This is a genomic window from Gemmatimonadota bacterium, assembly GCA_022560615.1.
Taxonomy (GTDB): Bacteria; Gemmatimonadota; Gemmatimonadetes; order Longimicrobiales; family Gaopeijiaceae; genus UBA1138.
Genome location: JADFSR010000001.1, coordinates 51,490 through 64,573, shown reverse-complemented (window position 1 = coordinate 64,573; position 13,084 = coordinate 51,490). Strand labels below are relative to the sequence as shown.

Below are 13,084 nucleotides of genomic sequence, written 5' to 3'. Positions count from 1 at the left end.
AAATAGTCCCGTTCCACCATCTGCCCGCCCCGATTCCGCCCCCATCCTTCGGTCGCAGGGAACGCTCGGGGATCGCTCCGAGCAGGTCGAACCAACAGCGGAGGGATTCGCATGAGCCGGTCCGTGAACAAGATCACTCTCATCGGGAACGTGGGGCGTGATCCGGACATCCAGCAGACCAAGAGCGGCACGAAGGTCGCCCACTTCTCACTGGCGACGAACCGCCGCAAGCCCGGGGACGCAGAGCAGGAAGAGCGCACCGATTGGCACCGGCTGACGCTGTGGAACCGTCAAGCGCAGTTCGCCGAGGACTACGTCCGGGTCGGCGATCGGATCTACGTCGAGGGCCGCCTCGAGTACGACTCGTACGAGCGCGATGGCGTGACGATTCCGACCGCAGAGATCATCGTTCACACGGTCGTCATGCTGTCGTCGAAGGTGGGCGTATCGGACGAGGAGCTAGAGGAGGCGGCGTAGCCCGTTTCCGTGGCCTGGCGTGGTACAGCGCCCCGCTACAGGGGCTCGAGAGTGTTTCTCTCGGGCCCCCTTCTTCATGGCTACAGCCACCCGCGGAACCGCGGCTCGATCGAGAAGATCAGCTCCCACTTTCCGTCGCGGAGACCGCGGCCCACGTCGAACCGAAGCACGTCCCACCCCAACGCGAGTCCGGCGCCCAGGGTGGCACGGAGGCCGTCCGAGTCTCTGGCCTGCCATTCGGTCGGCACGACGCGTGCATCGAGGTAGGTGGCTCCCATTCCACCGAAAATGCGCAGGCTCACCCACGGTGATCGCAGCGGGAACGTGCCCTCTGCTCGCACGAGCCAGAAGCGGTCTCCGACGAAGTCCCGGTAGTGGTAGCCAGGAAGTGTCTCCCGGCCACCGAGCAGGAAGAGCGCCTGGACGGGAGCCTCGTTGGTCACCAGCCCGGCGGAAGCGTGGAGCTCCGCGTGCCAGCGCTCATCCCGGTCTTGGAGCGTCCAGCGCGCGTTTCCCTGGAGCGTGGCGAACGTGTGAGTTTCGAAACGCGCTCCCGTTGCAGCGAGTGTGCCGGTTCCGTTCGCGGGAAGCCCGACGGGCAGTTTGACCTCCACCGCGCCCAGGATGCCCTCATCGATAGTGCGAACCGGCCGGAGGTCCGTGCCCGGCACCTCCGACACGACGTCCTCCGCAGATTCGTGACGCTCCCACCGCAGAGCCACGCTCGGCGTCCCCGCCTCACGGGAGTTGAATGCGAGGCTCATTCCGCGCGAGAAGAAGGGATCCAGGTAGTCGTTGATGCCGGCGCTGGCAGCGAGTGTGTTCGTGAACCCGGAGGCCGTCCTGGCCGGTCCGAAGTCGCGGATCCGATTCCAATACACCTCCACCGTCGGTACCACTGGATCGGGCCCGCCCGTCATCGTCATCGCGAACGAGGCTTTGCGGCGTCCCATCGCGTAGCCTGCGGATGCCCTCAGCCGCACGTCGCCGGTAGTGCGCGCGGTCACGCCGGCCCCAAGATAGCTCCCTTCTGCCCGGTTATAGCGGGCCGCGCTGGACGCCGATCCGAGATACAAGCGTAGCGGACCGAGGCCACTGAGGTAGCGATCCTGAAACGCCTGTCTGGCCTGTGCCCGGATCTCCTCCATTGTCGGTGACGGCGCGAGGCCGTGGTCGTCGAGGTCGTCGAAGAGGCCCCGTTCGAACGGGAATGCCTCCAACTGCTCCTGGGGTAGCGCCGTCACGCGCTGGCCGAGCAGCGCCGGATTCGTGATCTCCGCGTTGAACTCGTAGCGGCCGATCTCGTACCGGCCCCGGATGATGCTACCCACCATGAAGTCGAGCTCGGGCAGCTCTCGGCGAAGCTCGGCTTCCTGTCGATAGGGAAGCCAGTACTTGCCCTCCCACAGTGAGTTGTCGAGCGAGATCCGAATGTAGTCCAGGTACGGATCGACATAGGACGCGGGTGTGAACGTGAAGTTCATGCGCACAATCGATGACGTTCCGCGGTCGAGAAATATCGACCCGATGAGCCCGGGTCGATTGTACTCCTTTGGGCGCACGCGGACTTCGTACACGCGGGTTTGTTCGACGCCGTCCCCATAGCCGATCGAGAGAGAGTCCGCCAACAGGAAGTCGTAGACGCTCTCGGCGTCCGGACCCAGCGGGTGGAGAACCTGCTCGACCTCGTCTCCGTCCCCCAGACGGATGAAGTCGCCGAAGTCGTCCTGCACCACGGTGAGGTGATCGAGGTGGTACCTGATGTTCGTTGGTAGCATCCTCTCGTCTCTGCGTCCAACGATCCGCTGGCCGGTCTGGTGGGGCGCCCGCCAGAACACCTCCAGCGCGATCTGGTCCGCCTTCAGGAGCGTACGCTCGTTGGAGTCCGGGCGATCGATGAAAAAGTAGACGTACCCTCTCGCCTGACCCACGTAGGACCGAAACGCGGTGTCGACCGCCACCGAATGCCTCTTGGCCCGCGCCTCACCGATCAGCTCGAGTACTCTGGCATCGTTCCAAAGCTCGGCGCGTTGCGCGGCGGCGGCGCCGTTCCATCCCAGAAGAACGGCCGGGATGTACCAGAGGAGTCGCGAGGATGGCTGCTTCAAGGACCTTCCCGGTCAGGGGAGGACGTGCACGTTTGGTACGCTCGCTCGCCGAGGCCGGTTCCCAACGCGACGGGCCCCGTCCCGGAGGACAGGGCCCTTTCGTGGATCGTCTTGCCAGCCTGGTCTCAGTTGGGCGTCCAAAAGCCCGAGAGCGACTCCCCGTGCGGGCTCTCGCGCAGCTTCTCGAAGGCACGGTTGCGGATCTGGCGGATCCGCTCGCGCGTGACGCCGAGCAAGGATCCGATCTCTTCCAGTGTCCTCTCTTCACCGTCGTCGAGGCCGTAGTAGAGATAGAGGATCTTCCGCTCCCGCTCGGTCAAGTATTGCTCGAACATCGTCTCAAGGAAGTCGCGACGAGCGATCGCTTCGACGTCCTCTTCGATGTCGGACGCCTCGGTCCCGGAAAAGCGCTCGCCGAAGCTGGCGCTGTCACGGTCGCTGCGGTCGATGGGGGCGTCGAGGCTCAGCTCGGAAGCTGCCACGCGTCGGAGCGCGCGGATGGTGTCGACCGGCTCCTCCATCTCCTTCGCGATCTCCTGATCGGTGGGAGTCCGGCCAAGCGACTGGGTCAGCTGCGTATTCGTGCGTGCGAGCTTCGCCAGATTCGAGTTCTGATTGAGCGGAATGCGTACGGATCGCGTCTGCTCTGCCAGCGCCTGAAGGACGGTTTGGCGGATCCACCAAACGGCGTAGGAAATGAACTTCACGCCCTTGTCGGGATCGAACTTCTTCACCGCCTTGAGAAGACCCTCGTTGCCGATGCACACGAGCTCGGCCAGGCCAAGGCCCCTCCCCTGGTATTTCTTCACATAGGAGATGACAAAGCGGAGGTTGGCCGTGACCAGACGCTCGGCGGCTTCTTTGTCGCCGACACGCGCCCTACGCGCAAGCTCTCGCTCTTCGTGGGGGTCCTGAATGAGGGGGTACTTCTCGACGTCCTGCAGGTACTGATCGAACGAATCCAAGCCACGGGAGGAAGAAAACATCCGTTTTTATCCGTTCCTCGTCTGAGGGTCGATGAGGACCTGACTCTACGATCCCGACCCCAACAACCCGCGTCCTGCTTGGGTTACGGAGGGGTCGGGATCGCTGATCCCAAAGCTTCAGAGTGAAGAAGAAGGTATAAAAGCCTGTTTCCGCGGTAAAGGTTTTTCTTCGGGGCTGCGGCCGCGCATACGAAGATGAACTCTACCCGCAGGCTGTCGGCACTCGGGCCGTCCAGCGCGAACCAAGATCTCCGGGGGGAGATCGGAGAGCACCGGCCCTACCTCCCCCGCTCGGTAACGAAAAAGTCCGGGCCGATGCGGCTCAGCCTAGTACGCTCGAGTTGGCGGTCCGAGAAGCCGGGACCGATACCCAGTAGCTCGAACAGTGTGATGCGGAACACAGGACCTTGGGTGTTCGTGCCACCGAGCGGGAACGCAAGCTCGATGCGTCCCACTCCTCTCGTGCGGGCCGGCACGCCGATTCGGAGCCCGAAGCCGAGCGCGCCTTTCCATCCCGAGTCGGCCCCGTACGGGACGTCTCCCGCCCAGACACGCCCGGCGTCTGCAAATAGCGTAAATCCGAAATCGAGCAGGTCCGGCGCTGGCCACTTGAGGAAGATCCGGTCCTCGAACGTGAAGAGTATCCGGCGGGCACCGGGCGCCTCCTCTTCGTGGAAGCCCCGCACGGACTCCCTCCCACCGAGAGTCAACTGGAACGGACTCTCCACGGACCAGCCTCCGCTGGCTGAGGCGCGGAGGAAGAACGTCTGCCCCGGAATCCTCTCGGACCGCACGTAGCTGTACAGATCGAACTCCCCGATCACGTCGCGCCAGCCGTGGTCCTCAGTTCTCAGGCGACGACCCTCCGCGGCGAAGCGGGCGAAGACGTACGAGCTACCCGGGTCGTGCCCCGCGAAGATGCGCACCCTGCCCAGGAGGTCAGCGGGGGAAGGGACGCCTTCCAGGGAGAGCGCACCGACACTCCGGCCCACCGTAAGCCCGACATCCGTGCCGAGCTGGACGTCCAGCTCACCGTCGAGAGCATCCAGGCCCCGTACTCGGGTGAAGCGGAGGTTCCTCTGCCCGACCATGAGATTCACGCGGGTCGCGGTGCGGACGCCTGTCTGCGTCGCGACCACGTCGTGGACTGCGGCGGACGCAGGGACCGTGTTACCGAAGTCGCTGTCGATCGCGACCTCGACATCGTCTGGAAACCCCCGGAAGACGAGGCGTTCACGGGTGAATCCGACGCCGAATAGGGTCAGGTTTCCGGGCCGCCCCAAGCGGGCCGCGCCGGAGAGTTCGGCCCACTCCTCCCGGTAGGGGAGCAACGCGTGTGTGATCTTCGGATCGTTCGCTGCGGAGTACCTGAAGACACGGTCCCGACGGTTGTAGATCTGTCGCACGGCGAAGCGCCCGACCTCACCGACGAAGGGATAAGTGACTTCCTGCTCCAGAAAATTGCCAACACGGGTCCTCCCCCAGCCGAAGTGCGCGTCGGTGCGAGTGCCAAGGAGACGAGGCTGGCGGAGCCGGAGTCCTGCGTCGCGCTGCTCGCGGCGCCTGCGCAGGAAGAGCTGAGCCAGCACGCCGCGTCCCAGAAGGTTCTCCTCGGTCAGATCCATGCGGTCGAGCTGCAATCCCTGATCGAACGATACGCCCAGGTCGAACTGGAGCGTCCACTCGTCCTGGGTGTCGATCACCACGTGATAGGTGCCGTCGAGCTGAGCGACCGGGAAGACGTCTGCCGTCGAGATGAACGGATACGACCTCAGAATTCGGGCCGACTCCTCGAGCAGCAGCGGATCGAGGCAATCCCCTTCGGCGAACAGGATTTCGCGCAAAATGAAGCTGTCGCGCGTCGTGATGTGAAGCGAGTTCGCCAGCCCAAAGAACCCGCGCGCCCAGCCGGGGAAGTCGTCGAGCTGGAAGATGGAGCGGTTGTCGACGAAGATGTTGGAGATCCGGCCGGTTTCGCACACCGTTGGGGAATCGGTGACCTGGGATAGCACGTCTTGCGGGACCGACGCTGTGATCGCCGTGCAGCCCAGCACCCCAAGAATGAAGACCCGCAGGGCGGGTGTGGCGGTGCGGTTGCCGGGCTCAGGGCTCGTGGGGATTGGGTGCTCCCGGGATCATCGGTCGTTTGCATGGTTTCGCGGGCTCTTCTACGCTTCATTGGAGCACCGGCCCCACATTCGGGAGTAGGAGTAAAGGTAAGCATGCCGAATCGGCGCAAGGAGGCCCTCGACTATCACATGCAAGGGCGTCCGGGGAAGATCGAGGTCGTGGCGACGAAATCCGTGGCGACCGCGCGGGACCTTTCGCTCGCGTATTCGCCGGGCGTCGCAGAGCCATGTCGCGAGATCGAAGCGAATCCCGACGACGTCTTCAAGTACACGGCGCGGGGCAATTTGGTTGCGGTCGTCTCCAACGGCACTGCCGTGCTCGGCCTGGGCAACATTGGGCCGCTCGCAGCCAAGCCGGTAATGGAGGGCAAAGGAGTCCTCTTCAAGCGCTTCGCCGGCATCGACGTCTTCGACATCGAGGTCGACTCCGAAGACCCCCAAGAAATCATCCGCTTCTGCGAGCTGTTGGAGCCCACAGTGGGTGGCATCAACCTCGAAGACATCAAGGCTCCGGAGTGCTTCGTCATCGAGCGCACGCTCAAAGAGACCATGGGCATCCCGGTCTTCCACGACGACCAGCATGGCACCGCGATCATTGCCGGGGCGGCGCTCATCAACGCGCTCGAGGTCACCGGCAAGAAGATCGATGGCGTGCGGGTCGTGTTCAGCGGTGCCGGGGCCTCTGCCCTCTCCACGGCCAGCCACTTCCGGCGCCTGGGCGTATCCCGGGAAAACATCCTGATCACGGACTCCAAGGGCGTGATCTACGAGGGTCGCGAAGCGGGGATGAACGAGTACAAGGAACCCTTCGCGATCCACACGGAGACGCGCACGCTCGAGGAGGCGCTGATAGGGGCGGACGTCTTCATCGGGCTCTCGGTGAAGGGGATCATGACGCCCGAGATGGTCTTGTCCATGGCGAAGGACCCTATCATCTTCGCGCTCGCGAATCCGGATCCTGAGATCCTTCCCGAAGAGGTGGCCGAGGTGCGCGACGACGCGATTATGGCGACCGGGCGCTCGGACTATCCGAATCAGGTCAACAACGTGCTCGGCTTCCCGTTCATCTTCCGGGGTGCGCTGGACGTCCGCGCGAGGGGCATCAACGAGGAGATGATGCTGGCCGCGACCAAGGCCCTGGCCGCGTTGGCGCGCGAGGAAGTTCCCGACACTGTGCGCGGCGCGTACGACGGCTCGGAGCTCAGCTTCGGGCGCGACTATCTGATCCCCACGCCGTTCGATCACCGGGTTCTCTTCCACGTCGCGCCCGCGGTTGCCGAAGCCGCCATGAAGAGTGGGCTTTCGCGCATCGAGGTCGATCTCGACGAGTACCGAGATCGGCTCCGGGCCTCACTGGGCCCGGGCCGCGAGGTCATGCGCTGGATGACGACCCGCGCCCGCCGAAAGCCAGCCCGGGTCGTGTTCCCCGAGGGTCACAACGACACGGTTATCCGGGCTGCGGCGGCGCTGGTCGAGGACGGCGTTTGTCGGCCGGTGCTGCTCGGGAGACCACCACGTCTTTCGGAGAAGGCCGAGATGCTGGGCGTGAGCCTGGATGGCGTGGAGATCGTCTACGCCGCCGACCTCGAAGAGAAGAGGATCGAGTTCGCCGAGACGCTCTTCAGGCGCCGCGCCCGTAAGGGCCTGACGCTCGCCGAAGCGGAGTGGAATCTCTTCAAGCCAATCTTTTTTGCGGCCAGCATGGTCGAGGTTGGCGAAGTCGACGCTATGGTGGCTGGCATCGAAGCGAACTATGGCGAGATTTTGCGGCCCGCACTTCAGGTCGTCGGCCCCGCCGAAGACGCGAAGAGGGCGGCGGGTCTCTACATGCTCGCGTTCCCGAACCGTGAGCTGCTCTTCTTCGCAGACACGACCGTGAATATCGACCCGGACGCGGAGACGTTGAGGGATATCGCCCTTCAGACAGCTTCCTTCGTGCGTGAGCTGGGCATCCGGCCGCGGGTCGCTATGGTGAGTTTCTCCAACTTCGGATCCGCTCCGCACGAGGAGTCGAAGCGCGTGTCGGACGCCGTCGATCTGGTTCGAGCGTCCGACCCCGACCTCGAGATCGATGGGGAGATGCAGGCGGACACCGCCGTCGACGCGATCAAGCTCCGGGACACCTATCCGTTCACGCGCCTCAAGGGCCCGGCCAACGTACTCATCTTCCCTCGACTCTCGGCGGCCAACGCAGCCTATAAACTGCTCGACCGTCTGGGGGGGGCTGACGTCATCGGTCCAGTACTGCTCGGAATGGCCAAGCCCGTGCACATCCTCCAGCGCGGCTGTTCGGTCCAGTCCGTGGTGAATCTGGCTACGGTCGCATCTGTGGACTGGCAGGCCAGAAAGAATCAGATTTAGCTCGCCTGCCCCGGACGAGCGTCGTCCGGGGTGTTCGTATTGGAGCAGCATTCCGCGAGGGAGTAAACAGTTTGCAACAGCACGGCTTGGACCCGAAAAAGGCGGTCCATTGGAATCTGTCCCCGACCCTCCTCTACGAGGCGTCGTTCGCCCGCGGCGACGGACGACTCGTTCACATGGGTGCTCTTTCGGTAGGTACAGCGCCGCACACGGGCCGCTCGCCCAACGACCGCTTCGTCGTCCGGGACGAGGTGACCGAAAACGTCGTCGACTGGGGCAAGGTCAATGTGCCGATGACGCCCGAGCACTTCGATGCGCTGCGTGCCGACATTGTCGAGCACCTGAACGACTCGGACCTCTTCGTGCGCGACGCGCGAGCCGGCTCGGACGAGACGAACGGCCTGAATATTCGGGTGATCAGCGAGAGCCCGTGGCACTCGCTCTTCGTATACAACATGTTCCTCCGCCTGTCTCCGGAGGAGCGCGAAGGCTTCGAGCCGCAGTTCACCGTCCTGCACGCACCGCACTTCAAGGCTGACCCGGCGCGGCACGGTTCGAACTCCGAGACCGCGATCGTGGTGAACTTCGCGGCCCATGAGGTTCTCGTAGCCGGCTCGCGGTACGCCGGCGAGATCAAGAAGTCGATCTTTTCCGTGCTCAACCACATGCTACCTGAGGCTGGTGTCCTTCCCATGCACTGCTCGGCCAACGTCGGTTCGGGCGGTGACGTCGCGCTCTTCTTCGGCCTGTCAGGCACCGGAAAGACGACGCTGTCCGCCGACCCTTCTCGCGGCTTGATCGGTGACGACGAGCACGGGTGGAGCGACGACGGCGTCTTCAACTTCGAGGGCGGCTGCTACGCGAAGACGATCCGTTTGTCCCCTGAAGGTGAGCCGGAGATCTACCGCGCGACTCAGATGTTTGGGACGATTCTCGAGAACGTCGTGCTCGACGAAGACACGCGAGAGATCGACTTCGACGACGGCTCGATCACCGAAAACACGCGGGCGTCGTACCCGATCCACTACATCCCGAACGCTGTACTGCCCAGCCGTGGCGGACACCCGAGCAACGTGATCTTCTTGACCGCCGATGCGTTCGGAGTCCTGCCTCCGATCTCGCGGCTGACGCCCGAGCAGGCGATGTACCACTTCCTTTCCGGATACACGGCGAAGGTCGCGGGCACCGAGCGCGGCGTGACCGAGCCACAAGCGACCTTCAGCGCGTGCTTTGGGGCTCCGTTCCTGCCCCGCCACCCGAGCGTGTACGCCGAGATGCTGGGTGAGAGACTGCGTGAGCACAGTGCCAAGGTGTGGCTCGTGAACACCGGCTGGTCAGGTGGTGGTCACGGCGTGGGGAGCCGCATGAAGCTTTCCCATACCCGTGCCATGGTGAACGCCGCGCTCGCGGGTGATCTCGAGGGTGCAGAGTTCGCACCGGATCCGGTCTTCGGTGTCGACGTGCCGATCTCCGTTCCAGGTGTGCCAGCCGAGGTGCTACGTCCGCGCGACACCTGGACAGACGGTGCGGCGTACGACGCTTCCGCTGCTAAGTTGGCGGCGATGTTCAGGGCCAACTTCGAGCGGTTCGCGGACGACGTATCCGATGAGGTGAAGGCGGCAGGGCCGCGGTAGTTGATCACCCCTTCCACTGCGATACGGTCAGCGAGTATCCGTCCGGGTCGTGGAGGCTGAACTCCACTGAACGCGCCTTCTCGTTCAGGTGCGGCTCATCGATCAGCTCTGCGCCCATCGTCTTCGCCCGCTCGAAGACCGGGTGCACGTCTTCCACACTGAAGTACAGCACAACCCCACTACCGGGGGCTCCATCGGGAACTGCCAGGCCAGGGTGCTCTTCGATGTCGGTGTGGTGGAGCGTGAGCAGCAGGTCGTGGCCCGACATGATCATCTCGAACTCTTCGCCGCCGTGGCCGCTCGTCGCGCCCAGCAACTCCTGATACCACGTCGAGCTGGCGGGGACGTCACGGACGACGATCATCGGGTAGCATTTCATGTCGGTTCTCTGGTCGTGTCAGGCTACTTGGCGTCTTCGCGCCCACAGACCACCAAGCCCCGCAAGGAAGCTCACGGTCAGGAGGCTCAACCAGATGGCGCTGCCAGGAAGGTGTGGCCCGGCCTCCACCGTTCCCATCAAGCGCTGGACCCACGAGACGGTCCACGCTCCGAGCCCGACGCCGAATGCCTGCTTGAACGCCACGGGGACTTCCTGCTCGGAGGTCCAGAAGCGTTGGAACGCATCGGCTCCAAACTCCTGCTCGAGGTCGAGAAACAGGTAGTCGTCGAACCCTGCGAAGGATGATCGGGCGCTGGAGCTCCCCAGCGACGTGACCGGCGAGCGATCGATGATCCGTTGATCTTCCCGGTTCACCGAGAGATGTGCGGGGTCCGTAATCAACGCGAGGCAAGCATCAGCTCGGCCCGCCATGCATTTCTTGATCGTCAGGCTACGATTGCCGCCATATCCTTGCGTCGTGAGCCAGTAGCTCATCCGGCGCCGATTCATCCACCACGGAGCGGCCCCCTGTTGAGCGAAGAACCGTGGAGATCCTGAAGCGAATCGCATCGCCCCGTTTTCCAGCCATTCCTGGATCTTCGGGCCGGCCAACCCGAAGCGTGCGTACGGCCGGCAAGCCGCCAGGAAGTTGGACCGGTCAGGATCCCTGCGTGAGAGGTCTTCCCAACTCGCGAGACTCCGCGTGAGCGTCGGTACGAAGTCGGTACCATCGACGACTCTCACCTGGAGGCAATACGGCTGTCCCTCGTAACTCCCGACGTACGTCTCCTTGGGGTCCCTCGCACGTCGCAGATCGGCCAAATCAGGGAGTCCGGCGTGCTGGAACGGTTGATAGAAATACCCCAACGTGACACGCGTATCACGGCGGTCGAGTGCGTCGACCTCACGTCGCACGTATTCGTGAAACGCCTGTCGGATCTCGTCTTGCAGGTCCTCATGAGAAGGGAACCCGATCGCGAGCTTGCCCTGGGCGGTCCTTACTGCCAACGCAGGCAGCGAGTCTGCCCACCGAATGCGCTGAAGAGTTCCATGCGCTACTCGCAGGTCGGCCGACGCAGCGTCCGCGCGAGTCTGGACCGTCTCCAGCCCGCCGCGACGTCCGGGACCAAAACCTGCCGGGGGCAGCAGCCATATCGTGATCGTCGCCGCACCCAACAGGAGCATCGCGACCCAATGTCTCATCCCAAGCGCCATCTCGTGCTCCTCACTGCTAGGGAGGCAAAGAGCAGAACCCACAGCGCCGTGAAGAGCTGAGTCATGCCGAAGCCTGCGTGGACGTTAGGACGGCTGGTGAGAATCAGGTCTCGCCACCGGGTCGACAACTCTCCGGTGGACAAACCGGATACGTGGCGAAGGACGTCCCCGGGAGTCTCGGCTGAGGTTCCGAGAAGCCGTGCCCAGGCGCCGGTCCCCCCGGCCTCCAAAGCCACCGACAGCATGATGGACTTGGCGCGCTGAGAACTCGGCTCCCAATAGAATCGAGGAAGGCTTTCGATCAATTCGTCACACGCTTCGATCGATCCCAGATCGGTGCACTGCCCTTGAAGGTCTTCTTCCCTTCGGTGGAACAGGTGCGCGAGCCGAACAACCATTGCTTGCCGCTCGGCGGGGGTGTACCAGACACGTTCGGGGTTTGGGCCCAGGTCCAGGCCGAGCACGGCCCAACACGCTGCGGGGTCCTCCTTCAGGCAGGAGCGAGCCGCCTGAACCGGCATCGTCGCCAACTCTCGGTACACCCTCGTGCGCCATTCCCTGGGCGCCTTGAAGTCGCTGGCGACCCTCCATCCGGAGAGTCCCGTTTCCGTTTCGATCACGCGATGCGTGAGCGCGAGCCACACCATGCCGTCGATTCGCTCTTTTACGCCCTGCCTCGAGAGGGCGCGTACGCTCTCTACCCGATATTCGGGGCCCTCGACGTGGATCGGCTGTAGCTGCGTCTGCCATTGGAAGGTGAACCACACGTCGTCGAACGCGCCGTGCCGCTCCACTCCGAGGTAGTGCTCCCTCATGACCTCGCCGAAGAGCTCTGATGCCATTTCGACCTGGTCCGGCAGTGTCACGATCCTCAGAGACGCGACGACAACCGTGTCCAGAGTGGTCGGAAACGCTTCGCGAGTGACCTCCAGGCGATGTTGCTGCGTCCGGCGAAGCGCTGCTCGGGCCTCACGGGACCGCTCCACAAGCGAGTCGATCTCAAGCAGAAGCTCATACTGCGTGTTTGCCGTTGGCGCCGTCTGAGCCTGCTGGGGCGTTGGCACCAGACACAGGAGGACCGCGCCGAGTGACACGCGTGCGCCGAGGCTAGACATCGATCAACGTCCAGTTGCCCATGAACACCTCGAAGGGGCCAGAGGCGTTCATCAGCCAGGAGACGGCTACCTCGACCACGTTGGTTCGGGCGAAGAACCGGTAGTACTCGTCGAGCACGCCCGTGGCGATGTTTCCGAGCACGACGAATACGAGGATTACCGCGCAGATGCGAAGCGTCGTCTTGACCGTGCCCGCCGCCATCGCGAAGAGAAGCGAGTAGGACAGCAGTACTGCGAGGAAGAATCGGAACGCGAGCTCGTTCGGATACGCATGCAATTCAGAAGGCAGGCTCAGCGAAGCAGCTGCCACATGCCCGCCGATCCACATTGCCACGGCCGGAAGGACCGCGAGCAGAGCACCCGCGCCCATCTTGAGCATGGCGTATTCCGTGCGCCGCAGCGGAAGGCTGAGCGCATACACGTGCTTCAATTGGTGATCCCAGTTCCAAGCCGAGAGACCGAGCGTCACTCCGATCACCCCGGCCAGTACCGGAAAGAAGGGAAGCCAGAACTGTGCTTCCGACAGCTGGCGGTAGGCCTCGAGCGTGCCCGAGTCCATGCCCGCGACGGTCCCCATTCCTTGCACGGTGAGCAGGGGAAGCCCAAAGGACGCGACCATGAAAGGAATCAAGGCCAAGCGGACCTGCTTCCAGTGTAGGTAAAGCATGGGCTGGTACACG

10 protein-coding genes are annotated in these 13,084 nt (G+C 63.8%); 3 read left to right on the top strand and 7 right to left on the bottom strand.

The window, feature by feature from the left end; genetic code table 11:
• Positions 1-111 precede the first annotated feature (111 nt).
• Positions 112-477, top strand: coding sequence for a single-stranded DNA-binding protein (locus IIB36_00265; protein MCH7530176.1), 366 nt, complete (start codon positions 112-114; stop codon positions 475-477).
• An 80-nt stretch (positions 478-557) separates the two neighbouring features.
• On the opposite strand, the gene IIB36_00260 is transcribed toward IIB36_00265, so the two are convergent.
• The 3 genes from IIB36_00260 to IIB36_00250 form a co-directional block, all read right to left on the bottom strand.
• Complete coding sequence (locus IIB36_00260) at positions 558-2,585, bottom strand: hypothetical protein (protein ID MCH7530175.1); 2,028 nt, start codon at positions 2,583-2,585, stop codon at positions 558-560.
• Between the two features lie 125 nt (positions 2,586-2,710).
• A complete protein-coding gene (locus tag IIB36_00255) occupies positions 2,711-3,571 on the bottom strand; it encodes an RNA polymerase sigma factor RpoD/SigA (GenBank protein ID MCH7530174.1) in 861 nt (286 codons plus the stop codon).
• Between the two features lie 278 nt (positions 3,572-3,849).
• Complete coding sequence (locus IIB36_00250; protein MCH7530173.1) at positions 3,850-5,553, bottom strand: hypothetical protein; 1,704 nt, start codon at positions 5,551-5,553, stop codon at positions 3,850-3,852.
• Between the two features lie 240 nt (positions 5,554-5,793).
• Here IIB36_00250 and IIB36_00245 point away from each other — a divergent pair, with 240 nt between their 5' ends.
• Positions 5,794-8,061, top strand: coding sequence for an NADP-dependent malic enzyme (locus tag IIB36_00245; protein MCH7530172.1), 2,268 nt, complete (start codon positions 5,794-5,796; stop codon positions 8,059-8,061).
• Positions 8,062-8,099: 38 nt separating this feature from the next.
• Positions 8,100-9,695 carry a phosphoenolpyruvate carboxykinase gene (locus IIB36_00240; protein MCH7530171.1) on the top strand — a complete coding sequence of 532 codons (1,596 nt, stop codon included), beginning with the start codon at positions 8,100-8,102 and terminating at the stop codon, positions 9,693-9,695.
• Positions 9,696-9,699: 4 nt separating this feature from the next.
• Here the strand turns inward: IIB36_00240 and IIB36_00235 are convergent, their stop codons facing one another.
• Genes IIB36_00235 through IIB36_00220 form a run of 4 tightly spaced genes read right to left on the bottom strand, consistent with a single transcriptional unit; the run spans position 9,700 to position 13,083 of the window.
• Positions 9,700-10,074, bottom strand: a complete 375-nt coding sequence (locus tag IIB36_00235) for a VOC family protein (protein ID MCH7530170.1) — start codon at positions 10,072-10,074, stop codon at positions 9,700-9,702.
• Positions 10,075-10,092: 18 nt separating this feature from the next.
• On the bottom strand, positions 10,093-11,277 hold the full coding sequence (locus tag IIB36_00230) for a hypothetical protein (GenBank protein MCH7530169.1): 1,185 nt from the start codon (positions 11,275-11,277) through the stop codon (positions 10,093-10,095).
• Positions 11,274-12,404, bottom strand: coding sequence for a hypothetical protein (locus IIB36_00225; GenBank protein ID MCH7530168.1), 1,131 nt, complete (start codon positions 12,402-12,404; stop codon positions 11,274-11,276). The genes IIB36_00230 and IIB36_00225 overlap by 4 nt, the downstream gene beginning before the upstream one ends.
• A complete protein-coding gene (locus IIB36_00220) occupies positions 12,397-13,083 on the bottom strand; it encodes a hypothetical protein (protein ID MCH7530167.1) in 687 nt (228 codons plus the stop codon). Before IIB36_00220 ends, IIB36_00225 begins: the two co-directional genes overlap by 8 nt.
• Position 13,084 lies beyond the last annotated feature (1 nt).

What these genes read in the sequence shown, in the direction of transcription:
- IIB36_00255 (MCH7530174.1), bottom strand. Translation starts at nt 3,571, where the DNA reads ATGTTTTCTTCCTCCCGTGGCTTGGATTCGTTCGATCAGTACCTGCAG.
- IIB36_00230 (MCH7530169.1), bottom strand. Translation starts at nt 11,277, where the DNA reads ATGAGACATTGGGTCGCGATGCTCCTGTTGGGTGCGGCGACGATCACG.
- IIB36_00235 (MCH7530170.1), bottom strand. Translation starts at nt 10,074, where the DNA reads ATGAAATGCTACCCGATGATCGTCGTCCGTGACGTCCCCGCCAGCTCG.
- IIB36_00245 (MCH7530172.1), top strand. Translation starts at nt 5,794, where the DNA reads ATGCCGAATCGGCGCAAGGAGGCCCTCGACTATCACATGCAAGGGCGT.
- IIB36_00265 (MCH7530176.1), top strand. Translation starts at nt 112, where the DNA reads ATGAGCCGGTCCGTGAACAAGATCACTCTCATCGGGAACGTGGGGCGT.
- IIB36_00225 (MCH7530168.1), bottom strand. Translation starts at nt 12,404, where the DNA reads ATGTCTAGCCTCGGCGCACGCGTGTCACTCGGCGCGGTCCTCCTGTGT.